The organism is Microbulbifer sp. VAAF005 (assembly GCF_030012985.1).
Lineage (GTDB): Bacteria > Pseudomonadota > Gammaproteobacteria > Pseudomonadales > Cellvibrionaceae > Microbulbifer.
The window spans coordinates 4,807,379-4,829,891 of sequence record NZ_CP120233.1 but is presented as its reverse complement, the minus strand read 5'-3'; the positions used below and the strand labels follow the sequence as shown (position 1 = coordinate 4,829,891).

At 52.4% G+C, this 22,513-nt stretch carries 25 protein-coding genes and 1 pseudogene; 6 read left to right on the top strand and 20 right to left on the bottom strand.

What is annotated here, in order from left to right; all coding sequences use genetic code 11:
- Window positions 1-101: 101 nt before the first annotated feature.
- The 5 genes from rnc to P0078_RS21665 form a co-directional block, all read right to left on the bottom strand.
- Window positions 102-782, bottom strand: a complete 681-nt coding sequence (gene rnc, locus P0078_RS21685; RefSeq protein WP_282931964.1) for a ribonuclease III — start codon at window positions 780-782, stop codon at window positions 102-104.
- Complete coding sequence (locus P0078_RS21680; protein WP_282931963.1) at window positions 775-1,215, bottom strand: DUF4845 domain-containing protein; 441 nt, start codon at window positions 1,213-1,215, stop codon at window positions 775-777. The genes rnc and P0078_RS21680 overlap by 8 nt, the downstream gene beginning before the upstream one ends.
- Window positions 1,216-1,268: 53 nt before the next feature.
- On the bottom strand, window positions 1,269-2,036 hold the full coding sequence (gene lepB, locus P0078_RS21675) for a signal peptidase I (RefSeq protein WP_282931962.1): 768 nt from the start codon (window positions 2,034-2,036) through the stop codon (window positions 1,269-1,271).
- Between the two features lie 49 nt (window positions 2,037-2,085).
- Window positions 2,086-3,891, bottom strand: a complete 1,806-nt coding sequence (lepA, locus tag P0078_RS21670; protein ID WP_282931961.1) for a translation elongation factor 4 — start codon at window positions 3,889-3,891, stop codon at window positions 2,086-2,088.
- 134 nt (window positions 3,892-4,025) lie between these two features.
- Complete coding sequence (locus P0078_RS21665; RefSeq protein WP_282931960.1) at window positions 4,026-5,420, bottom strand: Do family serine endopeptidase; 1,395 nt, start codon at window positions 5,418-5,420, stop codon at window positions 4,026-4,028.
- A 171-nt stretch (window positions 5,421-5,591) separates the two neighbouring features.
- On the opposite strand from P0078_RS21665, the gene mpaA reads away from it, so the two are divergent.
- Window positions 5,592-6,269, top strand: a complete 678-nt coding sequence (mpaA, locus tag P0078_RS21660) for a murein tripeptide amidase MpaA (RefSeq protein ID WP_282931959.1) — start codon at window positions 5,592-5,594, stop codon at window positions 6,267-6,269.
- 13 nt (window positions 6,270-6,282) lie between these two features.
- Here mpaA and ycjG read toward each other — a convergent pair whose 3' ends face one another.
- From ycjG to rpoE, 5 genes are all read right to left on the bottom strand, one after another.
- Window positions 6,283-7,230, bottom strand: a complete 948-nt coding sequence (gene ycjG, locus P0078_RS21655; RefSeq protein ID WP_282931958.1) for an L-Ala-D/L-Glu epimerase — start codon at window positions 7,228-7,230, stop codon at window positions 6,283-6,285.
- Between the two features lie 83 nt (window positions 7,231-7,313).
- Entirely contained in the window at window positions 7,314-7,763 is a 450-nt protein-coding gene (locus P0078_RS21650; protein ID WP_282931957.1) for a SoxR reducing system RseC family protein, read from the bottom strand.
- Window positions 7,764-7,775: 12 nt separating this feature from the next.
- On the bottom strand, window positions 7,776-9,014 hold the full coding sequence (locus P0078_RS21645; RefSeq protein WP_282931956.1) for a MucB/RseB C-terminal domain-containing protein: 1,239 nt from the start codon (window positions 9,012-9,014) through the stop codon (window positions 7,776-7,778).
- Between the two features lies 1 nt (window position 9,015).
- A complete protein-coding gene (locus P0078_RS21640; RefSeq protein WP_282931955.1) occupies window positions 9,016-9,720 on the bottom strand; it encodes a sigma-E factor negative regulatory protein in 705 nt (234 codons plus the stop codon).
- Between the two features lie 118 nt (window positions 9,721-9,838).
- Complete coding sequence (gene rpoE / locus P0078_RS21635; protein WP_282931954.1) at window positions 9,839-10,453, bottom strand: RNA polymerase sigma factor RpoE; 615 nt, start codon at window positions 10,451-10,453, stop codon at window positions 9,839-9,841.
- A 256-nt stretch (window positions 10,454-10,709) separates the two neighbouring features.
- Between rpoE and nadB the strand changes: the two are divergent.
- Window positions 10,710-12,238: pseudogene (nadB, locus tag P0078_RS21630) on the top strand (L-aspartate oxidase); the annotation flags it as partial.
- Between the two features lie 39 nt (window positions 12,239-12,277).
- Here nadB and P0078_RS21625 read toward each other — a convergent pair.
- Together P0078_RS21625 and P0078_RS21620 are read right to left on the bottom strand one after the other, a co-directional pair.
- Entirely contained in the window at window positions 12,278-12,730 is a 453-nt protein-coding gene (locus tag P0078_RS21625; RefSeq protein ID WP_282931953.1) for a protein YgfX, read from the bottom strand.
- Window positions 12,705-12,950: an FAD assembly factor SdhE gene (locus tag P0078_RS21620; protein WP_282931952.1), complete on the bottom strand. Its 246-nt coding sequence runs from the start codon at window positions 12,948-12,950 to the stop codon at window positions 12,705-12,707. The genes P0078_RS21625 and P0078_RS21620 overlap by 26 nt, the downstream gene beginning before the upstream one ends.
- 112 nt (window positions 12,951-13,062) lie before the next feature.
- Between P0078_RS21620 and ygfZ the strand changes: the two genes are divergently transcribed.
- From ygfZ to P0078_RS21605, 3 genes are all read left to right on the top strand, one after another.
- Window positions 13,063-14,103, top strand: a complete 1,041-nt coding sequence (gene ygfZ / locus P0078_RS21615) for a CAF17-like 4Fe-4S cluster assembly/insertion protein YgfZ (protein WP_282931951.1) — start codon at window positions 13,063-13,065, stop codon at window positions 14,101-14,103.
- 195 nt (window positions 14,104-14,298) lie between these two features.
- The gene (locus tag P0078_RS21610) at window positions 14,299-14,850 is read left to right on the top strand and encodes a hypothetical protein (protein WP_282931950.1); all 552 of its coding nucleotides are present in this window, start codon (window positions 14,299-14,301) and stop codon (window positions 14,848-14,850) included.
- 186 nt (window positions 14,851-15,036) lie between these two features.
- A complete protein-coding gene (locus P0078_RS21605) occupies window positions 15,037-15,582 on the top strand; it encodes a hypothetical protein (RefSeq protein WP_282931949.1) in 546 nt (181 codons plus the stop codon).
- Window positions 15,583-15,739: 157 nt separating this feature from the next.
- Here P0078_RS21605 and P0078_RS21600 read toward each other — a convergent pair whose 3' ends face one another.
- From P0078_RS21600 to P0078_RS21565, 8 genes are all read right to left on the bottom strand, one after another.
- Entirely contained in the window at window positions 15,740-15,979 is a 240-nt protein-coding gene (locus P0078_RS21600; protein ID WP_282931948.1) for a DUF1059 domain-containing protein, read from the bottom strand.
- A gap of 272 nt (window positions 15,980-16,251) precedes the next feature.
- Window positions 16,252-16,974: a uracil-DNA glycosylase gene (gene ung, locus P0078_RS21595; protein ID WP_282931947.1), complete on the bottom strand. Its 723-nt coding sequence runs from the start codon at window positions 16,972-16,974 to the stop codon at window positions 16,252-16,254.
- 2 nt (window positions 16,975-16,976) lie between these two features.
- Window positions 16,977-17,567 (bottom strand): uracil-DNA glycosylase family protein, encoded by a 591-nt coding sequence (locus P0078_RS21590; RefSeq protein ID WP_282931946.1) that lies wholly within the window; start codon window positions 17,565-17,567, stop codon window positions 16,977-16,979.
- 13 nt (window positions 17,568-17,580) lie between these two features.
- The gene (locus tag P0078_RS21585; RefSeq protein WP_282931945.1) at window positions 17,581-18,516 is read right to left on the bottom strand and encodes an SdiA-regulated/phytase-like domain-containing protein; all 936 of its coding nucleotides are present in this window, start codon (window positions 18,514-18,516) and stop codon (window positions 17,581-17,583) included.
- A 64-nt stretch (window positions 18,517-18,580) separates the two neighbouring features.
- Window positions 18,581-19,519 (bottom strand): hypothetical protein, encoded by a 939-nt coding sequence (locus P0078_RS21580; RefSeq protein ID WP_282931944.1) that lies wholly within the window; start codon window positions 19,517-19,519, stop codon window positions 18,581-18,583.
- 246 nt (window positions 19,520-19,765) lie between these two features.
- On the bottom strand, window positions 19,766-20,710 hold the full coding sequence (locus P0078_RS21575; RefSeq protein WP_282931943.1) for an esterase-like activity of phytase family protein: 945 nt from the start codon (window positions 20,708-20,710) through the stop codon (window positions 19,766-19,768).
- Between the two features lie 11 nt (window positions 20,711-20,721).
- Complete coding sequence (locus P0078_RS21570) at window positions 20,722-21,204, bottom strand: YajQ family cyclic di-GMP-binding protein (RefSeq protein WP_108733959.1); 483 nt, start codon at window positions 21,202-21,204, stop codon at window positions 20,722-20,724.
- 14 nt (window positions 21,205-21,218) lie between these two features.
- Complete coding sequence (locus tag P0078_RS21565) at window positions 21,219-21,755, bottom strand: YaeQ family protein (RefSeq protein ID WP_282931942.1); 537 nt, start codon at window positions 21,753-21,755, stop codon at window positions 21,219-21,221.
- 86 nt (window positions 21,756-21,841) lie between these two features.
- Here P0078_RS21565 and P0078_RS21560 point away from each other — a divergent pair, with 86 nt between their 5' ends.
- Entirely contained in the window at window positions 21,842-22,501 is a 660-nt protein-coding gene (locus P0078_RS21560) for a LemA family protein (protein WP_282931941.1), read from the top strand.
- Window positions 22,502-22,513: the final 12 nt, after the last annotated feature.

The following is a 22,513-nucleotide window of genomic DNA, read 5'->3' as shown; positions in this document are numbered from 1 at the left end:
AGGTCTCCGGGAAGCCCCGGAGCCAGAAGCGCCCCCAGTGATACAAGGGGCTGTCATTACGATGCGGGAAATGGATCCGGCGCGTCGTTTCTATTGTAAGGTTAGTCCTGCCCGGTGAGGAGCTTATAGGCTTCCACCGCCGCAGTCTTTTCAGCATTACGGCGACTACTGGCTTCGCCTTTTACGGGCTGCGTAAGGCCACTGACACGACACTCCACTACAAAATGCTGTGCGTGTTCAGCGCCAGAAACATCTACGACTTTATATTCCGGCAGAGGTTTTTTTCGTGCCTGCAGCCACTCCTGCAAGCGGGTTTTGGGATCCTTCACGGTCTCTAATGATAGGCCCTGCAAGCGCAATGCAAACCACTCAAGTACCCGGGCGCGCGCAGCCTCCAAACCGGCATCCAGATAGATGGCCCCAATAAGAGCCTCTACGGCATCGGCCAGAATCGATGCCCGACGAAAGCCACCACTTTTCATTTCACCTTCACCGAGGCGCAGGCAATCGCCAATTTCCAACTCCCGCGCAAGTTTTGCCAGGGTTTCACCGCTAACCAATTGTGCCCTCAAGCGGCTCAACTGCCCCTCGCGCCCGTTGGGGAACTGCTCGTAAAGTGCCGCGCCGATAGTGAACCCGAGTATCGAGTCGCCGAGAAACTCCAGGCGCTCGTTATTACGACTCCCATGGGATCGGTGAGTAAGAGCCAACTCAAGCAGCTCGGCCTGATCAAAATCATGGCCGAGGCGCTTGCAAAGGCGTTCCAATAAAAGATCAGTCACGTTTGCGGAATTGCTCCAGATCGATCAGCGCATCACAGCAAAGTTCTGGCTTTGCCGTGTCGAGCTGCTTATTAAACTTCATCACAACATCAACGTTGTACATCAATGGCTGGCGCAACTCGTAATTGATACTTACCACAGTACTCTTGGCCCCTCGAACTACTTGCACCGATTTGGTCGGCTCACCCCGAACATTATTTATCAGGAAAAAACGGCCCAATTCTTTCTTGATTTGACCACTAGTCATATTTTCAAGGTTGGGGTTCTGACCAAGGGTTTTTAACCCCTCATTAACGTAGCGAGCATCTACATAGGCCGGAGCCATCTTAGATACGCAAGTCAGAGCAAATCCCAATAGTGCCAGTGCCAGCAACCATCCCCAATACCCCATTCCCCGCTGCCCCTGCATTGAGAAGTTGAGCTTATTACCCATTACTTTGCCCTCTACCCTTTATAAATCACCGGACCACCGCCCGGTTGGTTTCATTATTGGATTGAGCCTACACGCTTAAAGCTGGGCAAACTGAGCAGCTTGTCCCAGTGCATCCAAATGGCGAAAGCTTTGCCAACGATATCTTTCTCTGGAACAAAACCCCACTCCCGGCTATCCAGGCTGTTATCGCGGTTGTCGCCCATCATGAAGTAATGCCCTTCAGGCACTACACCACTGAAATTGCTGTACTGCCTGGGATGGACACTTTTCTGCATCTCGTGGCGATAACCATCGAGATCTTCCCACATAACCTCAGTTTGTGGATTGCTCGGAGGAATAGCTCGGATCAATTCTTGGCGAGCCAGCTCACCGTTCACATAGAGCACATTGTTTTTCAGCTCTATTCTGTCACCGGGCAATCCGATCACCCGCTTGATGTAATAGGTATCGTTGTTGTGAGGTGGGAAAAACACCATAACATCGCCACGCTTGGGCTCGCCTACATCCATAACCTTGGTACGGGAAACTGGCAAGCGTACGCCGTAGGCATATTTGTTAACCAGGATAAAATCCCCGACTTCCAGCGTTGGAATCATTGAGCCCGAGGGAATTTGAAAGGGCTCAACGAGGAAAGAGCGCAGAACAAATACGATCGCCAGAATTGGGAAAAAAGACTTCGCATACTCAACGACGATTGGGTCGGCTTGCTGGTCCCCAACTTTCTTTTTCCGTTGACGGGCGAAAAACAGGCTGTCGACCAACCAGATTCCGCCACTAATCACAACTAACCAAAGCAGAATCAGAGGTAAATTGATATCCATTACTTTTCTCTACTATTCCTTATTTTTGTCGTGGCGCAGAGTCTAAACTCTACTGATCCACCTTCAGCACCGCCAAGAATGCTTCCTGAGGTACTTCAACACGACCCAGCTGCTTCATTCTGCGCTTGCCCGCTTTCTGTTTCTCAAGCAGCTTTTTCTTACGGGTAACATCACCACCGTAACATTTGGCCGTCACATTTTTACGCAACGCCTTCACCGTGGTTCTGGAGACTACTTGGCCACCAATGGCCGCCTGGATAGCCACATCAAACATCTGGCGAGGAATCAGCTCCTTCATCTTCTCCGCCATAGCACGGCCTTTCTGCTGCGCGTTATCGCGGTGGACGATCAAGGCCAGGGCATCTACACGGTCACCATTAATCAGGATATCCAGGCGCACTAACTTAGCCGCTTCAAAACGGACAAAGCTGTAATCCAAAGAGGCAAAGCCACGGCTTACAGACTTGAGGCGGTCGAAGAAGTCCATGACCACTTCACTCATCGGCAGTTCATAGCGCAGGGACACCTGGGAACCCACATACTGCATATCCTTTTGGATACCCCGCTTCTCTACGCACAGAGTAATTACATTACCCAAATACTCCTGTGGCACAAGAATATTCACCTCGGCAATCGGTTCCCTCATCTCCTCAATGGAACCTACATCCGGCAGACGCGATGGGTTGTCCACCATCACAGTCTCGCCATCTGACTGCTCAACCTCGTAAACCACCGTCGGCGCGGTAGTGATCAGGTCCAGGTCGTACTCACGCTCCAGGCGCTCCTGGATAATTTCCATGTGCAGCATACCGAGGAAGCCGCAGCGAAAACCAAAGCCCAGTGCATCGGATGTTTCCGGCTCATAGAACAGGGAAGCATCGTTCAGGGAAAGTTTCTCCAGCGCGTCCCGGAAGGCCTCATAGTCATCAGAACTGACCGGGAATAGGCCGGCATAGACCTGGGGCTTAACTTTCTGGAAGCCCGGCAGCATATCGATGTCATCGGCGCCCTTGGCATGGGTCAGGGTATCGCCCACCGGGGCACCGTGAATATCCTTGATGCCTGCCACTACAAAGCCCACTTCACCAGCGCGAAGTACACCGGTTTCATGGCGCTTGGGCGTGAAAATACCGACGCTGTCCACAACGTGGGCGCGACCGATAGACTTGGTGACAATCTTTTCCTTGGTCTTCAGCGTGCCCTGGACAACACGCACCAGAGAAACAACGCCCAGGTAACTATCGAACCACGAGTCGATAATCAGCGCCTGCAGAGGAGCACCCACATCGCCTTCGGGCGGCGGCACCAAGCGCACCAGATCTTCCAACACATCTTCGACACCCAGGCCGGATTTGGCGCTGCAACGGGTCGCTTCGGCGGCATCAATACCGATAATGTCCTCGATCTCTTCTGCAACCTTTTCTGGGTCTGCTTGCGGCAAGTCCATCTTGTTCAGGACCGGGATAACTTCTAGTCCCTGCTCAATGGCCGTATAACAGTTGGCAACCGACTGGGCTTCAACGCCCTGAGCAGCATCAACCACTAACAGTGCGCCTTCACAAGCAGCCAGAGAGCGGGATACCTCATAGGAGAAGTCCACGTGCCCCGGGGTATCAATAAAGTTCAGCTGATAGGTCTTACCATCGCGCGCGTTATAGTCGAGCGTCACACTCTGCGCCTTGATGGTAATCCCACGCTCGCGCTCGAGCTCCATGCTGTCCAGCACCTGTTCAGCCATCTCCCGATCGGAGAGGCCACCACAGTCCTGGATAAAGCGGTCAGCCAGGGTAGATTTCCCGTGGTCGATATGGGCAATAATGGAGAAATTGCGGATATGAGAGAGATCTGTGGCCACTGCGGAATAAAAACCCTTGCAAAATCAAATGATTAGCTGGCTATAGTGCCAACTGTGTGGCGCAAGTCTAACAGAACTCATGGACAGAGGTGAGAGCTAGGTGGCCCAATGGGCCACCAATCGCTGGAAAGCGGCTAGCTTTCGATCTTAATTGTACGGAAAGTGGACTGCCCGGCGCGGAAGAAGCGAATCGGCAATAGCTCATCCTCCGGCAGATCCTTGACGACAGTTTTGTAGTCACTAATGTCGCCAACTTCCTCAAAACCAAGTTGCGCGATGATATCGCCACTGCGCAAACCTGCTTTGGCACCGGGCTTGCCTGGAATCACTTGCTTCACCAGCACCCCAGTTTCCACATTCCAGCGCTGTTTCAGGATATCGGGAATTTCCTCAACCACGACACCCAGGCGCCCACCCACTCCAGAGCTGGGATTGGCTGCCACTTGCCTCACTTCATCTTCAGAACCCGGCAGGGTGCCGACAGTGACACTCAGGCGCTCGGGTTTACGATTGCGAATCAACTCCACCTGGGCCTGTGTACCCGGTCGAATCTGGCCTACAACGTGCGGCAGGTCACCAAAAACCCCTATCTTCTGACCATGGAAGCGCAAAATGATATCACCGGGCATAATTCCCGCTTGAGCTGCGGGCGACCCAGGGCTCACCTGATCGATCAGGGCGCCGGCGGGCTTACCAAGGCCCATGGCTTCCGCCATATTGCGGTCGACATTACTGATTCCCACTCCGAGCCACCCGCGATCCACCCGTCCTTTTTCTTTTAACTGGGCAACCACATCCTGGGCAAGGCTTGCGGGAATAGCGAAGGAGAGCCCGATAGAACCGCCACTGCGGGTATAGATCTGAGAGTTGATACCCACCACTTCGCCATCCAGGTTAAACAGCGGGCCTCCGGAATTTCCGGGGTTAATTGCAACATCTGTCTGGATAAAAGGAACGTAATTCTCGCGGCTCTCATTGGGGATACTGCGCCCCATCGCACTGACGATCCCGGCGCTTGCGGAGTAGTCCAAGCCGAAGGGAGAGCCAATAGCGACAACCCATTCTCCTACCTGCAGTTCTTCGGAATCCCCCCAGCGTACTGACGACAGGTCTTCCGCGTCGATCTTTAACAGGGCCAGGTCGGAGCGCACATCCTTGCCGATAACCTGCGCCTCGTATTCGCGACGATCAGTCAATGTAACGGTTACCTGGTCCGCACCATCGACCACGTGATTATTGGTTACGATATAACCGTCTTCAGAGATGATAAAGCCGGACCCCATACTCGCTACCGGGCGCTGCTGGCGCTGGCGCGGCTCGAAAAGGTGGCGGAAGATATCAGGAATTTCCTGTTGAAGCTGCGGCTGGCTGCTGCGACTAGTGCGGTTGCGATCAACCGTGTTGATTTTGACGACTGCCGGAGAGTTATCTTCGATTAACTCTGTAAGTTCAGGCAGTCCGCGGGCACTGGCAGCCCCGGAAACCAGCAGACAAAGAACCAGTAGATATTGTGTACAACGTTTAACCATAGGTTTGTTACCCCTAGTGATCCCTTCTAATATGAAACCATTGGATTTTCGAGTCCTTTCAAGGGCGAGCCTTGGCTTGTCCAGCCCCTTAGGGACTCTCAGTAACGACTTAGTGGCGATCTAGTCACCAAAGTTCTACAACAGACTGTAAAACTGTGTAAAGAGTTAACGATGTCCGAAATGCGCCCGCGCCCAGAACGCGGTCAGTTTCACCTGCCCACTGAGCTCTACGGCCAAAGTGTTTTGGGCGCCCCCCTACTCTATTTTCCCGCGCAAACCGGTACCCACCACGGCCTCATAATGGCCGGTACCCACGGAGATGAAGTCGCCGCAGTCGTCGCTCTATCCTGCGCGTTGCGGGCCCTCGCCACCAATTCATTGAGGCATCACGTAATCCTCGCTGTCAATCCGGATGGCTGCCAGCTGGGCACCAGGGCCAACGCACGCGGCGTAGATCTCAACCGCAACTTTGCCACTGCAAATTGGGATGGCAGTGGCAATGTCTACCGGTGGAACAGTGCTGCGGAAAAACGCGATGTTCGGTTAAGTACAGGTGATAGCGCCGCCTCTGAACCCGAGACCTCTGCACTTTGCCAGCTGCTTGCAAAGCTGGGACCGACCTGGACCGTTTCCATTCACGAGCCCCTTGCCTGTGTCGAGGACCCCAGCAACAGCCCTCTGGGAATGCAGCTTGCCAGCGATTTTAAGCTCCCTCTGGTTGGGGATGTGGGTTACCAGACCCCAGGATCATTCGGCACCTGGTGCGCAGAACAAACACTGCCCTGTATTACCCTTGAATTCCCCCAATATCAGCTGATGCGGCAAGTGAAGACTACCTGCAAGCACTAATTGATCTGCTGACTTACGACCAATAAACTCTTCCTGCCTCGAAACGCAGAGGGGACTCCACATCGCGGGCCAGCCAAGTGGGCCCATCCAGGTCCAGAAAGCTCGCTCGACTTCCCAAGGGCCAGGCTGCGCGGATAGCCCGAGAGGTACAAAGCATACATCCCAGCATAATTTCCAGGCCGAGTTCAGTCGCCTCATCTGCCAGTGCCAGGGCCTCGGTAATCCCGCCAGTTTTGTCCAACTTGATATTGATCATCTCATAGCGTTTGAGCAACTTCGGCAGGTCTTCCCGAGTATGGCAACTCTCGTCCGCACAAATCGTCAGCGGGTGTTCAAAGTTCTCCAAAAATTCATCTTCACTCGCAGGAAGTGGCTGCTCAAGCATCGCCACCCCCAGCTCGCTTAAATCATGACATCTCTGTAACAAGGTCTCTTTTCGCCATGCCTCATTGGCATCAATCACCAACCTGGCATCCGGTGCTGCAGAGCGTACTGCCGACACCCTTTCTTGCACATGTTGGTCATCAAGTTTCAACTTGAGAACCTCAGCTCCCGCCGTCACAGCAATTTTCGCAGCACTTGCCATTGCCTCGGGACTATCAACAACTAATGTCTGTACGGTAGGGAGAAAATCCGGAGCCGGATGTAGACGCCCCGCTTTTTTAGCCTCCCAATCTGCCAGCGCACAATCCAATGCATTTCGCGCCGCTCCGGCAGGCATACGCAGCTGTAATTGCTCTCGGGTCAACCCATCGCTCACCTCTTTGAGCATTGGCTGTAACTGGTGCAAAACAGAGGCAGCACTTTCTCCATAGCGAGCATAAGGCGTGCACTCACCGACGCCAGAGATTTCACCATCACTAAGCTCCGCCACCACAACCTGAGCCTCAGTGCGAGCGCCACGAGAGATGACAAATGCAGTACGTAGAGGCCAGCGCTCATCAAAACAGCGAGCCCTCATTGGCAGAGCCTCCAGGCAATAAATGGAACTCTCAGTTTAGGTCAGGGAGATTAGGGTTAGCTGGCGAAGACGGAGGCGGCGGACTATTTCTTTTGGGAGGGCTCAATCTGCAGCAGTACCGGGGTGTAGGTGGGGTTTTGCGACTGGGACCTACTGTACCAGCGAACGCCCAAAGCACCGAAGACCAGACCGATCAAGGCCCCAATTACAGCACCGGGCTCAGCGAAGAGCGAATCCCCAATCAGTGCAACTAGCACCAGGGACATCAAGGGGACGAGGTAAACCAGCAAAGCGCTACTGGTCAGGGCATTCTCGGTAATACCAATTACCGCCACATCATCGAGGTGGATTTTATCAGCAGAAAAACCGTTGAGAGCTACTTTAACGCGGGTCGAAGAAGAAAACAGATCGCCCAGCAACCCAGTCCCACAGCTGCTTTTGGTAGAACAGCCATTACAGGCGCTACTCTGGGTGGTCTCCACCCAGATAGCATCGGACTCTATGGCCACTACCCGGCCACGCTCTTGCAGCACCTATATGCTCACTTAGCTCTTTGCGGTAATTGAGCTGGCGACACGGCGAGCTGTAGTTTCGGGAATTTCACCCACCACTGTCACAGTGTAAGCAACACCTTCAATTTCCAATCGGTCCATATAGGCTGTTGTGGCTCCGCGGATTGCGCGACCTTTAAAGCCCTCAAGTTCTGGACCGAGGCGCTGAACAAATACAGAGAACACTCCCAGCCCATCGCTAAACACCATCATATCGCCATCAGATAACGGCTTGACGGACACTACCCGGAAACCGTCGGGCAACCAGCCCACCTGCCAACGGCTCTGTGAAGCCGTACACTCATTCCGATTATCGATGCGCCGGGCATTATTCGAGACCGCCTGAAGTGCGGCATCCTCTACAGGGGCGAGATCCAGTTGTACAAACTGGTAACGTTCCAATACGCGGCCCTGAGTGCTAACCAGCATGGTCTTCAACGGCAGTCCAGTCTGTTTATCGAGACTCACTACCAGCCCCAGGCGATAGCGATCCCTCGGTCGCGCCTCAATCACAACAGCATCGCGATCCGCGATTCGCTCCTCACCCCGCAAGATAAATTGGTAGGCGCGCTGAGCCTGTTGTTGGCCCGCCGAGTTCCATGCTGTAGCACGATTTCTTGGCGAAGCACTGACATCGCAATTTCCGGCACTGCCGTGGCTGATCAACTCTCTAGGCTCACCACTGAGGTAGCGCACGCGCTCTACCTGCTCACCTTCTCGAACCGCGTGAACAACCTGCAAGGTCTCCAGGAGGCCCGCATGCTCAAAGGTCACCAGACCACTGTATTCAAGCTCAGTTACTGCCTTTGCCAACTTGGCTAGCCAATGCTCAACCTCGTTGTTACTCGCCACACCCGGGCTTACCAGGCCGCTCTGCGCTGCAGGGTTGAGATTCGCCGGATTAAGATTAACTACACCAGATGTCACCGCCTCTTGCGCCGGCACGGTACCAGCAGCACCTTCCGGGGCTACAGTTGCAGGATCGGACAGTGCTGCGGCAGGACTTTCCACCTCAGCCGAGCCCCCGTCTGTCATAGCAACTTCCACTACAGCTGGGGCCGCTGCAGGAGCAGTACTCATATCGAGATTTATGGTGGTGGGGGCACTGGGTTCAACCCCTGTGCCGACCTGGGCAAATGACATGGGAGCCAACAGCGAGGAGGCCAACAGTAGACCGTTGGCCTTGAGAATCCCACAGAGGATTCGGCGCCCCCTGGTTTCGACTTTCGTCACACTACATTCCAACTTGTTCGCCGTAAGTGGCGCGAGCAAAAGGCACCATGCCCTGACTGCCCACATGAGCGGCTTGTTCTGAGTGCTGAATCATTACGCGATTCAGGTGGCGCATCAACTCGGGGGTTGGTGCCTGCTGTATTACAGCCTGCCCCACAACACCTGTGCGCTGCTCGGGTACAAAGCGGGGAGCCGCAGTGCTCACAGAGCGCGTAGAGGGAGCGGGCACATAAAAACCGGAAGGCTGCGGAGCAGACTGAACCACTGGTTGGGCTTCACGCTCAACCGATGCTACTGGCTGGCTCCCACCCTGGATGGTGTTCTGCGGAGAATCAGTCATTTGCTGCACACCCAAAATGGCAGCAAAGGCCACCGTCGCAGCAACAGCACCACGGGACAGCGGGCGCCACCAGCGATTGTTAACCAGATTGCCAGCAACCGCAGCTCCCCCATTGCCGTTTTGGGACAGGGGCTCCTCCTCATCGATAGCGGCAGAAATACTCGCTGCAAGACCGGTGTCTACCGGTGCGACCTGTTCGCGGCGCATAACACTCGCCGCGAGCTGGTAGCGCGACCAGCGCTCACCCAACTCTTCAGAGGCCGCGCTGGCCTTCAGAAGCCGTTGCAGCTCCAGTTCGCTGACTTCGCCATCCATGAGCGCCGAGAGCGACTCGTTAAGACGTTCCTGATGATTCCCGTGGGACATAGGGGTTAACCCTCTTGTGCAATCATTTATTTGGTGCCCACAAGCACCATATTTGGTTACATGTTATGACCGGAGTCTGAGCAGTTGGTTTCCCCGACTGGGAAAATTTTCCGCAATTTTAACCCCTGTCACCCAGTGTTTCCGGCTCGCCGGCCATCACGGCCTGGACTGTCCGGTCTATCGCCTCCCGTGCGCGAAATATTCTAGAGCGCACGGTTCCCACCGGGCATCCCATAACCTCGGCGATTTCCTCGTAGCTAAGTCCCTCAAGCTCCCTCAGCGTTACCGCTGAGCGCAGATCCTCTGGCAGTGCGCGAATGGCGCGATGCACCGCCGCTTCCAGCTGGTCGCGAAACATCTGGCTCTCAGGTGTCTCGTTATCGCGCAGCAGATCAGCACCCGAGTAAAACTCAGCATCTTCCAGTTCAACATCAGAAGATGGCGGCCGACGACTGCGGGAAACCAGGTGGTTCTTGGCGGTATTAATCGCAATCCGATACATCCATGTGTAAAAAGCGCTCTCGCCACGAAAATTGGCAAGAGCACGATAAGCCTTGATAAAAGCCTCTTGGGTTACATCCTGTACTTCACTGTGGTCCTTAATGAACCGACTCACTACAGCAACAATTTTGTGTTGGTACTTGAGCACAAGAAGATCAAAAGCACGTTTGTCCCCTTTTTGTACCCGTTCCACCAACTCACGGTCACTCGTTGACGCCTGATGCGCTGTCATCCCCAACTCCCATATCCAGCCACACTGCGGGCGCCACAAAACTTGACTGCGGGGCCACCGGCGCAGGCGTTTCTTTTACTGTGTTGATGACAATGACAATAGGACATAAGTTCCACGTCAAATCGACGAATAATCAGGAGGCGCTATACTACGCGACCCTTAAACATAATTGAAATCTATGAATGCCCAGGCAAACTACGACGTTCTCGTAATTGGAAGCGGTGCAGCAGGCCTTACACTGGCACTGCATCTCGCCTCCCAGTATCGCGTGGCCCTGCTCTCCAAGCAGAGATTGCAAGATGGCTCCACCTGGTTCGCCCAGGGAGGCATCGCCGCAGTGCTGGATGAGATGGATTCGGTTGAGTCGCATATTGCAGACACATTAGACGCGGGTGCAGGACTCTGCCACCCCGCTTCAGTACGCTTTACCGTAGAAGAGAGCACCGCTGCAATCCGCTGGTTGATTGATCAGGGAGTGGACTTCACCCGAGAAGAAGAGGGCTACCACCTTACCAAAGAGGGGGGCACAGCCACCGGCGCATTATCCATAGCGCCGATGCCACCGGCCGAGCGGTGCACAGCACACTGATCACCAAGGTACTGAACAGCCCAAATATCGACTGTTTTGAGCACCACGTCGCCATCGACTTGATTCGCCAGCCCGATCCGCAGAAAGGCCGATTCCGCTGCGCTGGCGCCTATGTGCTTGATAAAAACACCGATGAAGTTGAGCTGGTACAGGCAAAAGCTGTCGTTCTGGCCACCGGTGGTGCCAGCAAAGCATACCTCTATACCAGTAACCCAGACGGTGCTAGCGGCGATGGGATCGCGATGGCTTGGCGCGCCGGTTGCCGCGTGGCGAATATGGAGTTCAATCAATTCCACCCCACTTGCCTTTATCACCCCAAGGCCAAGGCCTTACTGGTCACAGAGGCTTTGCGCGGCGAAGGGGCGGTGCTCAAACTTCCAGACGGCAGCCGGTTTATGGACCGCTTCGACAAGCGGGGTGAGTTGGCACCAAGGGATATCGTCGCCCGCGCTATCGACCACGAGATGAAGCGACTGGGAGCAGACTGCCTTTACCTGGACATCTCCCACAAAGATCCTCAGTTTGTGCGCGATCACTTCCCAACGGTCTATAGCAACTGCCTTCGCTACGGTATTGATATCACCCGCGAGCCTATTCCTGTCGTACCTGCAGCCCACTACACCTGCGGCGGCATTATGGTCGACCGCCATGGGCGCACAGATCTGGATCAGCTCTACGCCATTGGCGAAACCACCTTTACTGGCCTCCATGGCGCCAACCGCCTCGCCAGCAACTCGCTATTAGAATGTCTGGTTTATGCACGCTCCGCAGCCCTGCATATCGACGAGCACCTGGGGATGGTACAAGCCCCTCGCCCATCACCTGGTTGGGATGCATCGCGAGTCACTGATTCTGATGAAGATGTGGTGATCTCCCACAACTGGGATGAACTGCGCCGCTTTATGTGGGACTACGTAGGTATCGTGCGCACCCGCAAGCGACTCTTGCGCGCTCAACACCGGGTGAAACTGCTACAGAAAGAAATTCGAGAGTTCTACGCCAATTACCGTATCAGCAACGACCTGGTTGAGTTGCGCAACCTCTCGCTGGTGTCCGAACTGATTATTCGTTCCGCATTGGATCGTCGCGAGAGCCGTGGACTGCACTACTCCCTCGACTACCCCCAGCTGCGTGAACTTGCTATGGACACGATTTTGGTGCCAGAGAACTTTGCCGGCCAACGTCAGTTTATTTAGGCAGCCTATGGACTGGCCTGCTACTTCGATCCCGAACAGCTAACGAGAATAGCGCAGTGCCACTTGTAGCCTGCGCCAATCCTGCGGCGCCAGCATATCCTTGGCCAACACCAAGCGGAGCCGGCGCCCAGCCCTGTCCCGACCATTAATCACTACCAACCAGGACCACAACACCAGCTCATTTACAAACTGGAATTCGCGACGATCTGCGCCATCAGGGTGCCAAAACCACCTTCGCTCACGGGTCGATAAATGGCCTCTCACAGTTTTTACCCGGCGCCACTCTATCCCGGCGTAAACCATAACAAAAAGGCTCGCCAGCCCTGATAACACTAAAGGCAAGTTACACAACCAGACCAGCAAGATCGCCAGGAAGGTGATCAGCAAAAGGAGCAAATGCAAAAGAAAGGAAGGCGCAACGACGCAACTTAAGCGGGCGCTGCGCTCATAAAGCGGGGGTGTCGAGCTATTCCTGGAGTCCGGTGTTGTCACGGATGATCTGCACTATGCGCTTCAAGTCCGGGTCAGCCGGATCTTCTCGACGCAAGAACCAGGCGAACAGGTCCTGATCCTGCTCATCGAGCAGGCGGATATAGCGCTGCTGATCCTCTGGCTCCAGGGTCTCATAAACATTATCCAGAAACGGCAGCAACACCAGATCCAATTCCAACATGCCACGGCGACTGGCCCAAAACAGGCGGTTGCGATCCATACTTCTTTCCAACCAGATAAAAAGCGCAGTATACCCCCTGCCCCACCAAACTTGAAAAGGGCGCGAAGGACCCCCAAATTATGCCCCGAATACAAATGCAGGTGGCAGGATTATGGATCAGCAACAGTGGCAGGATTTTCTCAGCAACGAGGGCGCCATTTGGGAGGGCAGCAAAGCTCACTTCCCTCTCACTAGTCGCGAAGACCCTCAGAGTTTGCACCTGCTGGACCTGGGCCCAATCGGAGCTATTTCCATTACCGGACCCGACAGCCAGAAGTTCTTACAGGGGCAGCTCACCTGTGACTTGATCAACCTTCCCGATGAACACAGCACCCTGGGAGCTCACTGCAACCCCAAGGGGCGTATGATCAGTGCTTTTAGTGCACTGAAACTTTCGCAAAGTGAGTTCATCTTCCGGTTGCCGAAGGATTTGGCCCCCATCGCCCAGCAAGCGCTGGCCAAGTACGCCGTCTTTTTCAAAACAGAGCTGCGAGACATCAGTGATGAAACCCACTGGTTGGGCCTGCAGGGGCGCGATGTGGCAGAACGCACCTCCAAACTGCTGGGCTTCGAGCAACCCTCTGTCGGCGAGGTGAAGCTATTTGACTTCGAAGGGGAGCGCTGCGTTGCCCAATGTATTACCGACCTGCAACTAGCCATCCTGGTACCCACCAGCAAGGTCCAGCAACTGTGGCAAAAGCTATCACCAGAGTGTGAAGCTACCGGCTATGACTGCTGGCAAATGCGTCAAATTGAAGCCGGTATCCCCCAGGTGGACGCCGCCACGACAGAGATGTTTATCCCGCAGATGACCAACCTGCACCTGCTCGGTGGCGTGAGTTTTAAAAAAGGCTGCTATACCGGCCAGGAAGTAATTGCCCGTATGCAATTCCGCGGCGCCGCCAAACGTCGCCTTTACCGGGCCAGCTGCGCTTCAGGGGATCTCCCTGAATCGGGCATGGAGATCTTTGGAGATGGAAAGCAAAGTATTGGCAATCTGGTGGAAGCCTGCCATAGCAAAGAAGGCATTCAGCTACTCGCCGTACTCACCATCGCCAAAGTGGCCGCAGGTGAAACCTTACACCTGAAAGATGGCCGCACTTTGGATATCGAGGAACTTCCCTACGATGCAGACGCCGATCCGCTAGCCTAAACCGGAAAAGTACTTTTAATCAAAAAGGCGGCTTTTTAGTCGCCTTTTTTGTTTATGATTTAACAACCAGAAAAAACCTCTGGAAAGTAAAAAGGTTTGCACCACTCAAAACGCAGCTTACTACCGCTACTATATTTATGGATATTTCCCTGGGCTTCAAAATTTCAGCTAAATAAAGCAGTGAGGGAGGCAATATTGAAGGAGTTAGACCAACTAATTGTCGTTCTTGAATGCTGTATTATTCTGGCAGGCTTTGCTGCAATAGTTGGCACGCTCCAACCCAGAAAAGGCAGAAATCTTGGCAAAGGAAGAATTGTATCCCTCGCGATGATTATTTATATCAGTTTGATCAACGCATTACTGGCTGCCTTCACCCTGACTCTATCCAATTTTGATCTCGCTGATCGCACCCTGTGGTCAGTAAGCAGTTTTGCCATGAGTGTGGCTACGTCGTTTTCTATCGGCTATCTATGGATAAAGAAACGACTCAAATCTGTTTCAATTGTTGCCAAGGTTACCTATTTCCTTCTTTTTGGCATTGCCGGCTCAGTAGTTATTATCAATATCATGAATGCGCTAGGGATCGTTTTCAACAGGGAGTATGGGCCGTATTTTTTATCCTTTGTTTGCAACCTATTTGTCGTCGGCTATGCATTTTCAAGACTGCTTATGCGCCCATTATGGGTAGCTGTTAAAGAAAATGAACTAGGCCGAACCGACAAGGAGAAAACGGCGGCGTCCGGCTAATTTTCAGCTAAAAGTGTGGCGCCAACCATTGGACACCGACACCTAACAACAATTATTAACCATATAGCAAGCGGGTTAAAATAAAGCTAATTGTGAGACGGGAAACAACTTACCAGCTCTCCATTTCACTCATATACTGTTATCAACTTTCCTATTTAACCTTTCTGCTTGGGACAATAGCGGAAGATGGAAAAACTGTCGGTACAAATCGATCAATTGCTTGTCATTATTGAAATATCCATAGTGCTGGCAGGATTTGCGGCAATGGTTGCCACATTTCAATCAAGGAGAATAGAGAGTATCTCTAGGGGTCATGTGGTGTCCCTGGCCATGATTGTCTATATCAGCCTATTCAGCGCACTGCTCGCCGCCTTTTCTTTGGCACTTTTGAACTTCCGTATCGATGCTGGCTATGTTTGGTCTACAAGCAGCTCCTTGATGGGAATAGCCACCACAGGCTTTATTGTCTATCTGTGGAAAAAAAGACACTTTAAATTTGTGTCTATTGTAATGAAAGTTACCTACTATGGGCTTTTCAGTATCGCTTCATCGGTAGTTATCGTCAGCACCCTCAACGCTACTGGCATATTTTTCGAAAGAGAGTTTGGCCCTTATTTTTTAGCCTATATCTGTAACTTGTTTTTTGTCGGCTTTGCGTTTGCCCGGCTGTTAATGCGACCTCTTTGGAAGGCCGTTGAAACCAAAAAGAAACACCCTGTGAAGGGCCGCTAATCCAAAACAGAGAAGATTATTGAGCAATTAATATATCACCACTCAACTGAAAATACTTTCTGATTTACTCAAGCCCTATATCCACAGTCAATTCCAGCACGATTTTAGCGCCATTTTTTACGCTCAAATGATTTTTACCCATAAAATACTAATTTTTCTATTTACAATCCGGGAGAGCTAAAAATTCTGCCTTCTTTGACTCATACCACTTCTGCATTGATTCTGGATCTTTCATCAAATCCTGCATTTTTTTCATAGCTTGCAAGTGCTGTGCATCATTTTTTCGATACATCTCGATTCCGTGCATCTTGCTAAGCTCCGCCACCTCTTCAAAGTTATTCCCACGAAACTCTACATCGCAGGCGCCTCCCAACTCCTTGCAGGTCATCATTTTCATAGCAATTCCACCTTAGATTTCACAAGTGATACTTTATCGGACAGATAAATAACTTCAAAAGAGCCAAAAATAGATAATAGCTCTGATTGGCTTTCAAGCCTCTAAAGACTCTCATCACAAAACACTGCCGAAGCAGAGAGTTGACGCATATAACCACTAAAAAATAGAAAGATTTTTTATCTAGAAGCCAAGAGAAGGATAACAGGAATAGAATTTTTGGCTCTCTGGATAAATACAAACCCGGATAGATAACACCTATCCGGGTCAAGCCACTAAATCTCCACAGCAATCCGCTTCAATTGACCCGCCTCTGGCAAAGCCCACTCAATAGGCTTTTCTCCACGCTGTTGCAACCAGTGATTTGCCTGGGAAAAAGGACGGGTACCAAAGAAACCCCGGTGCGCAGATAGAGGAGAGGGATGTGGAGCACGCAACACTAAATGCTTATTGCGGTCGATAAAGCCTCCCTTCTTTTGGGCATAGCTCCCCCAAAGAACAAAGACTAGCCCTTCACGCTGTTCCGCTAGCTTGTGAATCGCCGCATCCGTAAATTGCTCCCAACCCTGCCCCTGGTGGGCGCCGGCCTTGCTGTCCTCAACAGTAAGGGTGGCATTTAGCAAAAGCACGCCCTGCTCTGCCCATGGTTGCAGGCAACCGTGGTGTGCAGGAGGAATACCCATATCGGAGTGCAACTCTTTATAAATATTTTGCAGCGATGGGGGAATGCGTACTCCGGGCATCACAGAAAAGCACAGACCATGGGCTTGGCCAACGCCATGGTATGGGTCCTGACCCAGGATAACAACTTTTACCTGATCAAAAGGTGTGGAGTTAAAGGCGTTAAAGATCTGGCCACCGGCTGGGTAGATCTTCTTGCCGGCAGCCTTCTCCCCCTTTAAAAACTGACGCAATTGGGCCATATAGGGTTGGTCAAACTCCCCGCCCAAAACATCGTACCAAGAGGGGTGGATCTTTATTTTGTCCGGAACCGGCATTTTTAAACCTTCAATATCTTTTTAACATGGTGTTGCAACTCGGGCACAACTTCCTCCTCAAACCAGGGCCTGCGACGCAACCACAAGGTATTGCGCGGGCTGGGATGCGGCAAGGGAAAGTATCCCGCTGGCAGAGCATCGCGGTAATGGCGAACATTCTCGGTAATACTGCCATACCAGTGCGGGAGGTAATGGCGCTGGGCGTATTGTCCCACCAACAGCGACAGTTGCAAGTTGGGTAGTTGTGCCATTAGGCGCTGGTGCCAAGTGGCGGCACACTCGGGTCGCGGCGGCAGGTCACCGCCCTTGCCGCGCCCAGGGTAACAGAAGCCCATGGGAATAATGGCAATCTGGGATTCGTCGTAAAAGGTGTCCCGCTCAATCGCCAGCCAATCTCGCAGGCGATCTCCTGAGGGGTCATTCCAGGGGATACTGGTCGAGTGGACCTTGGTGCCCGGGGCTTGGCCGACGATCAGTAAGCGTGCAGATACTGCGGCCCTCAAAACTGGGTTCGGCCCCAGAGGAAGCTGTTCTTCACAGAGGCGACAAGCCCGTATTTCCTCTAGCAGTGCCGGTAACTTCTCAACTACCACCTATTTTACGCCCCTATTGTTTACCGTCGGGGAAAGCCAAATGTAACAACCGCGCGCGGCGATCCTGGGGATCACGGGCACGACTGATATTATTGTTATTGAAAACCACAAATACCCCCTGGTTATTTACAGCAACTCCAGACCCCATTCCCCCCAACCGAGATACTTCATAGGCGCGCTCCGGGGATTCTTCAATCTCACGGTAAACCAAGCACCATTCAGCTTGCAAGCTCGGCAGAGTTCTTCTGCATACCGCATATGCGTTGCTTTCAAGAGTAAAAAGAGCGCCGTCATGATAATCAAGTCCTCTCAGATTCTCCGGGTGGTCTCCAAAATCCAGCCCCACTACAGAAGGCAAAGAGAAAACTTGAAACTCTCCTTTATTTCCCACCTTTAACAATCCCCTGGGTTCCCGCTCTAAAGCTACCCACAAGTCATCGCCAACCTCAACTATTCCCTCCCCGCCATTGTTGAATCCCAGCGAATAACCCAGGTGTTCTATTGCTGATGACCACTTGTTATTAATCCAGCGTGAACTCCCATCTGTGTCCACTTCTGCTATTCGATTGTGACGTTCACTCAATAAAAATGTACCGTCGTCTCTACAAAATATTCCACCAAAACGCATTGCGGATTTAGGCCGCAATAAATCCATAACAAAGTGAGAAACATTATCAGCCACTCCCCTTTTGGGCGGAGGCAGGCCGCTAACTTTCAGGTATTTTTCTAATGTCGCACTCTGACCGTGCAAATTGATTCTATATATTTTTTCCGATTCTTTAGGAGATATCGTTATTAATTGGCCACAAAAACTCAAACCAGATAGACCTACACCCGAGCTATTATCTATCCAGTAATCAGCAATATCTTTGGCCAAAAAAATCTCAGTAGCCATTCCCACGGATGCTAAAAATATGAAATTAATTGCGAGGAAAACTGTCTTGATCATTACATTCCCCATTAAACACAACCCAACTATTCGAACCCCAATAATAGAAAGTCTCTATTGGTATTTAGTCAGATTGATCTGGTAGAGCCAGATGTAATAAGAGTGCTCTGCGATCCTGAGGGTCGTGAATACGGCTGATATTATCATTGTCAAACACAATAAAAACGCCCCGCTCTCCAATAGCCAAACCATCTCCCTTGCCACCGGTCCGCGATACCTCGTAGCCGAGTTCAGAGGAGTTTTCATGTTCCCAGTAATCCAGGCACCACTCAGCTTTCAAGCTGGGTAATTCTCTGCGGCAAACTGCATAGGCATTCGGTTCCAGGGTCCACAAAGCGCCATCATAGTAATAGAGTCCTGCCATATTTTCCGACTCATCACGAAAATCCAGCCCTTTTACTGGCGGCGGAGTAAAAATCTGTACACTTCCCTTGGGGCCGAGTTTTACCAGGGCACGGGGATCCCGCTCTATAGCCATCCAAAAGTCATCGCCCACCTTCTGTAGCCCTACACCGGAGAGGTTGTACCCGTGCATATAACCTTGGGCTTTAGCCGTGGCCGACCACATATTTTCTAACCAATGCCCCTTTCCCTCCATATTTATTTCGGCTATGCGGTTGTAACGTTCACTCAACAAATAGAATTTATCATCGGCACAGGTGATGGCTTCAAAATCCATCGCTGCGGCTGGGCGAGTAAGTTCCAGTAAGAAATACCAAAAATTGGTCGGCCGATCTTTTTTAGGAACCCGGAGCCCGGCGAGCTTGATATAAGGCTCCAGGGTTGCGCGCCTGTCTCCGAGTACTATCTGGTAGATTTCCCTGGATTGCTTGTCTGACACCGTAAGCATTCTGCCATCACAAAAGCTCAATCCAGATATGCTTAGCCCGGCACTATCATCCACCCAGTAGTGAGCTATTTTTTTGGCGGGAATAATGTCAGCTGCCAATACTGAGGACGGCAACAGCGCACCTAGGATAGTTAAAAAAATACGCTTAATCACGACCCTTCCAATTTATCGCCAAAGTGATTTAAGAACCGGGAGATTCCCTGCGGCCAACAGGCACTACCAAGCTGTAAGGTCCCAATAGCTATTGGTACACAGCATAGTTACCCCAATTGCCCTAAACAATTTTAGCGCTAGTGGCTGGAGAAGATCTTAAAGAGGGGAAGACTTAATGAAGCAGAGGGAACTAAAGGAGTGAGATTGGCGCCGACTCCCAGAGAGCGCGACACCAAACAGAGTCAGCTATTGCTGCCTACTGGCCTCACCTGGCATTGCCAGATGCAACAACAGCGCGCGCTTGTCGTCAGGCGCCTGGGCACGGCCGACATTATTGTTGTCGAGGATAACGAAAATACCCTGCTCTCCGACTGCCAGCCCCTCGCCCTTTCCATAGCGGGTTTCTTCATAAACCCGCTCGGGAGATTCTTCAAGGGCGCGATAATCCAGGCACCACTCTGCTTCCAGGCTAGGAAGTGCCCTGCGGCACACGGCGTGGGCATTGCGCTCCAAGGTAAAGAGTGCGCCGTCGTGGTAATCCAATCCCGCCAAGTCCTCTGAGCGGCCGGCAAAGTCCAGGCCATCTACTTGAGGCAGAGTCAGTGTACTGGCCTCACCATCTGCATTAAGCCTCAACAAACCACGGGGTTCGCGCTCCATGGCTACCCAGAAAGTATCGTCGGCTTTCACCAACCCCTCGCTGGAAGCATTGGTCTTCTGTAGAAACCCCCGGGACCTGGCTAATGCCGACCAGCTATGCTCCTGCCAGCGCGCATTTCCCTCGATATCTACGATGGCAATACGGTTGTAATGCTCACTGACCAGATAGACCTGGCCATCGCTACAGGTAACACCTTCAAAGTCCAGATCTTCTGCCGGGCGGAACAACTCCTTGAAGCCTTCCCAAGCGCTGATAGGCTCATCCTGCTCCGGTATCCCAAGGCCGTTTAAGCGAAGATGTGATACCAGGTCGGCACTGCCATCGCGAAGTTCAAGCGTGTAGATCTCTTCAGAATTCTTATCGGAGACTGCCAGCAGATCTCCAGAACAAAAACTTAAGCCGGAAATATCCAGGCCTGCACTACTATCAACCCAATAGCTGGCCAGCAACCTAGCCGGGGTAATTTCTGCGGCTATCGCCAGTGGCGACAACAGCACGGATAGAACACTGAAGAGAGTACGCTTGATCACTGCAAAACCAATTAATCGCGGAAGTTATTAAACTGCAATGGCTGTTCCAGCTCTTTACCGCGTAACAAGGCGATCACCTGCTGCAAGTCATCGCGCTTCTTGCCAGTAACACGCACCTGCTCACCCTGAATGGCAGCCTGTACCTTGAGCTTTTCATCTTTGATCAGCTTAACAATCTTTTTTGACAGTTCTTTGTCAAGGCCATTTTTCAGGGTCACGTCCAATTTGACCTGCTTGCCGGATTGCTCTTTATCACCTACATCCATCGCCAGTGGATCGATATCGCATTTGATCAGTGCGCCACGCAGCATATCCACCATCTGGTCTACCTGCATGTCCACTTCAGCGCGAACTACCAGGGAGAACTCACTCATCTCCACTTCCGCATCCACACCTTTAAAGTCGAAGCGGTTGGTAATAGTGCGATTCACCTGATCCACAGCGTTGGTGAGTTGGTGCTTATCCACTTCAGATACAATGTCAAAAGAAGGCATTAAGTTGTCTGCTCCTATTTCCAGGTTTCCGGAGTAATCTCCGCGTTGTTGTCACTATCAGCGAGCCAGATATGACCATCCTGAATTGTTGCACTCAGGTCCATATTGCGCTCAGCCATAGCCGCCAATTGCTCAGTGGCATCAGCGGCTAAATGGTAGACGGTAAGGTTATCAAAGCGCTCCAATTGGCTCGCCTGTTTCTGCCACCAGATTGGTGCTGCACGGCGCCCGTAACTGTATACGATAACGCGCTTCGAGCGGTTGCAGGCTTTGCGAATTCGTTCCTCAGTGGGAAGCCCTACTTCGATCCAGAGATCGATTTCCCCGCTCAAGTTCTTTTGCCAGAGATCCGCTTCCTCATCGGAGGACAATCCCCGGGTAAACTCCAGCGTTTCTGCCGCATTGTGTGCAAAAGCCAGTAGCCTCACCATCATACGCTCATCTGTTTCCGAGGGATGTCGCGCCAAAGTGAGCGGATGTTCGGCGTAATAATCCCTGTCCATATCGGATATCTGGACTTTGGCCTTAAATATTGTTGCTTTTAACGCCATTTTGGCTCCATGGTGATGCCTTCTCCAGCGCTGGGAGTCAGGCGGACTATTCTTGATGGGTTCACGTGAGAATAAGGATATTCCGCATGACCTCTGCGCTCCCCAGCGGCTGGCCCTTTTGGCAGAGCTCACTGCTACTGCTGCTGGCAACCACCCTCAGCGGCTGTGGTGTCAACAATATCCCAACCTATGACGAGCAGGTTAAAGCCACCTGGGCCCAGGTTCAAAACCAATACCAGCGCCGTGCCGATTTGGTTCCCAATCTGGTGCAAACCGTAAAAGCTTACGCATCCCACGAACGGGAAACCCTACAAGCCGTCACTGAGGCCAGGGCCAAAGTCAGCTCTCTCCAGGTTGACGGCAACCTTCTCAATGACCCAGCCAAGCTGCAACAGTTCGAAGCAGCACAAGGCCAGTTAACCAGCGCGCTATCCCGCCTTATGTTGGTGGTAGAGCGATACCCCGACCTCAAAGCCAACCAGAACTTCCTCACACTGCAATCTCAGTTAGAGGGCACCGAAAACCGCATCAGTGTCGCGCGCCGGGATTATATCCAGGCTGTAGAGCGCTACAACCGCGAGATTCGCACTTTTCCAGGAAGAATCTGGCATGCCGTGCTCTACAGGGATATGCCGCTTCGAGAAACTTTCGAAGCCACCAGTAAAGATGCCGATAAGGCACCTGAGGTTAAGGAGCCTCTGAATAACTCCATGATACCTCTGCAAGCCCCGAAGGGCGGGCCTTGAAGGCCACAGCTG

What these genes read in the sequence shown, in the direction of transcription:
- P0078_RS21565 (WP_282931942.1), bottom strand. Translation starts at nt 21,755, where the DNA reads ATGGCGTTAAAAGCAACAATATTTAAGGCCAAAGTCCAGATATCCGAT.
- P0078_RS21570 (WP_108733959.1), bottom strand. Translation starts at nt 21,204, where the DNA reads ATGCCTTCTTTTGACATTGTATCTGAAGTGGATAAGCACCAACTCACC.
- P0078_RS21620 (WP_282931952.1), bottom strand. Translation starts at nt 12,950, where the DNA reads ATGGATCGCAACCGCCTGTTTTGGGCCAGTCGCCGTGGCATGTTGGAA.
- P0078_RS21585 (WP_282931945.1), bottom strand. Translation starts at nt 18,516, where the DNA reads ATGATCAAGACAGTTTTCCTCGCAATTAATTTCATATTTTTAGCATCC.
- rpoE (WP_282931954.1), bottom strand. Translation starts at nt 10,453, where the DNA reads ATGACAGCGCATCAGGCGTCAACGAGTGACCGTGAGTTGGTGGAACGG.
- P0078_RS21680 (WP_282931963.1), bottom strand. Translation starts at nt 1,215, where the DNA reads ATGGGTAATAAGCTCAACTTCTCAATGCAGGGGCAGCGGGGAATGGGG.
- P0078_RS21640 (WP_282931955.1), bottom strand. Translation starts at nt 9,720, where the DNA reads ATGTCCCACGGGAATCATCAGGAACGTCTTAACGAGTCGCTCTCGGCG.
- ung (WP_282931947.1), bottom strand. Translation starts at nt 16,974, where the DNA reads ATGCCGGTTCCGGACAAAATAAAGATCCACCCCTCTTGGTACGATGTT.
- P0078_RS21665 (WP_282931960.1), bottom strand. Translation starts at nt 5,420, where the DNA reads ATGGTTAAACGTTGTACACAATATCTACTGGTTCTTTGTCTGCTGGTT.
- mpaA (WP_282931959.1), top strand. Translation starts at nt 5,592, where the DNA reads ATGTCCGAAATGCGCCCGCGCCCAGAACGCGGTCAGTTTCACCTGCCC.
- P0078_RS21600 (WP_282931948.1), bottom strand. Translation starts at nt 15,979, where the DNA reads ATGAAAATGATGACCTGCAAGGAGTTGGGAGGCGCCTGCGATGTAGAG.
- lepB (WP_282931962.1), bottom strand. Translation starts at nt 2,036, where the DNA reads ATGGATATCAATTTACCTCTGATTCTGCTTTGGTTAGTTGTGATTAGT.
- P0078_RS21560 (WP_282931941.1), top strand. Translation starts at nt 21,842, where the DNA reads ATGACCTCTGCGCTCCCCAGCGGCTGGCCCTTTTGGCAGAGCTCACTG.
- ycjG (WP_282931958.1), bottom strand. Translation starts at nt 7,230, where the DNA reads ATGAGGGCTCGCTGTTTTGATGAGCGCTGGCCTCTACGTACTGCATTT.
- P0078_RS21605 (WP_282931949.1), top strand. Translation starts at nt 15,037, where the DNA reads ATGGAAAAACTGTCGGTACAAATCGATCAATTGCTTGTCATTATTGAA.
- ygfZ (WP_282931951.1), top strand. Translation starts at nt 13,063, where the DNA reads ATGGATCAGCAACAGTGGCAGGATTTTCTCAGCAACGAGGGCGCCATT.